Here is a 2189-nt window from a genome sequence, read left to right as displayed (position 1 = left end):
CCTTCCTCCGACTTGAACCATCTTAATTTTATTATGTTGTTATTATATAAGAAAAGAAGACATCGATTAAGATGTCTTCTTTTACTGGTAAACTTGGTGTTAAGAAGGTATTGTATTGCTTGAAAACCATAAAAAATATAACAATCATCGAGTAAACCTATTATAGCATCAATAAATAGAGTTTTTACTTATATATAGATTTATTTATATTTTATCTATATAGTTAAATTGTCTGTTTCTTGTTTTAATTCGTTTATTTATTTTGAGTGCTCCATTACTGGAGCCTTTTTTTATGCAATAAAACATTTTCTTACCATTACTTAGTTGGTCTATATTAACTTTATCCTCTTAAATTATATCTATATTTTACCAAATACTTATATAGATAACCAGTTTTTTCTAATAATCTAATCAATTGATAATTTTAATGTTATTTGTTAATCCTTATAGGAAAATTTATCATGCAATGAAAATTTAGAAATTAAGAATTATAAAAACTCATAGTACCTTTGGGAAAAACATATTTATAATTTGTATATTAATATGTTATAATTTAATTTCTAAAACTACCCAAAAAGGACTGCCAGTAATGGTGGTCTTTTTTATATTGGTGAGATTGTACTAGTATGATAGAATAGGATTAACTGTATATTGTGAGGGTGATTGGTTATCCCTTCTTTCCATTTGGAAGGAAAGGGGGTGATATACCTATGGAGTTTTTGTTTGAGCTTCTAAAAGAATTTGTGAAAGCCATTGTACGTGAAGTTTCTGCGTATGTTTTTAGGAAACAAATTTTAGAAAAAGATAACAAAAAACCCACTCCTCGTCGCCGTCCAAAGCAAAAGGGTGGGTTTCGTAAAAAATAAATGATATAACCACCACCCTGACGGTAGCAGTTATTAGAAGAGATGTTAGCGCATCTCTTCTTTTATTATATACACAAGCTATTACTGTAATACTACTACAGCAATTATATCAAATGTACATAAAAAATCAATGAGCACGTAATAGATATAATGTACAAAAGAAAAGATACGCAAAGGTGCCTTTTTTCAATTTATTACATCCCTAATTGATTGTAAATAGATTTGAATACGTGAATTCACCACGATATTTAATTGCAGCCACATAAGTACCACTTGTATAGCTATCTGTGATAGGGGTTTGCCAAATTTCTGTTCCAGGAATAAATTCCGGTTCTATTGTTTGGAATCGTTCTAGGGTACCATTTGTGTGGATTTTAAAAATTTTCATTTGCGCACCAAAATGTTCTCTACCAAAGTGCTGTGTTAAGTAAAATGTATCACCAGTTATTAAATTCTTAATCTTCCAATCTGGTTGATATGTACTTTCCTCTGAATTTTGTAAATCCACAATGGTTTTAAATCCCCAATCATCATTAAGTGGATCTGAGTAAGCTGCAGCTGCTTGTGAGGTAGGCTTACTCATTTCTATTGCAGTAAAACCGCTAAAAGTTAACGCACCAATTAATGCTAATTTTCCTAACTTCATTATTGTTTCCCCCTATTAATTTTTGTAAGTTTTAAAACCAGAAATCATACACACATAATAATATAATCCACTGTATTATATTTCAAATATTTTCTAAAAAAATCCATAAATAAAAAGGCACCCCAAAGGTGCCTTCCTGTGACTTGAACCACTATATCATTACAATAAAGATGGTGTTTACAAGGATAATTGTTATTATTTATTAATTGTAAACCAATCACTTACGCCGTAACCTATTGAATCATTGACATGTTTTATAACAGCAATATAGCTACCAGGAGTATATACATCTGTAATCACAGTTGACCAAGTAGGGTTTTGGTAATTAGCATCAAATTGAGGATAAATTGTTCTATAGCGTACAGGTTTTTTCCCAGCTTCAACTTTAAAAATCTTCATAACAGCTCCTGAGTCATCTTTTATTGAGCTAAGAGAGTAATTTAAGATATCTCCAGTTCTATATGATTTTTTAACCATGTGTGCATTTGGAAATTTGGATAGATATTCAAAATTATTTGGTGATGAAAATCCCCAACTATCATTATATGGATCAGAATATGGTTCTTCATAAGCTGCTGCGGCTTGTGAAGTAGGTTTAATCATTTCTACTGCAGTAAATCCACCAAATGTTAATACTCCAACTAATGCTAATTTTCCTAATTTCATTAAAAATCCCC

Annotated in this window: 3 protein-coding genes; 1 reads left to right on the top strand and 2 read right to left on the bottom strand. The window is 30.2% G+C overall.

Annotated elements, in window-relative coordinates; translation table 11 throughout:
• Positions 1-710 precede the first annotated feature (710 nt).
• Positions 711-866 (top strand): hypothetical protein, encoded by a 156-nt coding sequence (locus HMPREF2590_RS30220; protein ID WP_000394762.1) that lies wholly within the window; start codon positions 711-713, stop codon positions 864-866.
• A 202-nt stretch (positions 867-1068) separates the two neighbouring features.
• Here HMPREF2590_RS30220 and HMPREF2590_RS00170 read toward each other — a convergent pair whose 3' ends face one another.
• The gene (locus HMPREF2590_RS00170) at positions 1069-1512 is read right to left on the bottom strand and encodes a DUF5065 family protein (protein WP_000765891.1); all 444 of its coding nucleotides are present in this window, start codon (positions 1510-1512) and stop codon (positions 1069-1071) included.
• 195 nt (positions 1513-1707) lie between these two features.
• A partial coding sequence (locus tag HMPREF2590_RS00165) for a DUF5065 family protein (RefSeq protein WP_256324896.1) occupies positions 1708-2189 on the bottom strand: 482 nt, incomplete at its 5' end.

The organism is Bacillus sp. HMSC036E02 (assembly GCF_001836235.1).
GTDB classification, from domain to species: domain Bacteria; phylum Bacillota; class Bacilli; order Bacillales; family Bacillaceae_G; genus Bacillus_A; species Bacillus_A cereus.
Note: the sequence above shows the minus strand (reverse complement) of the source record. Positions and strands in the feature narration are given on the sequence as shown.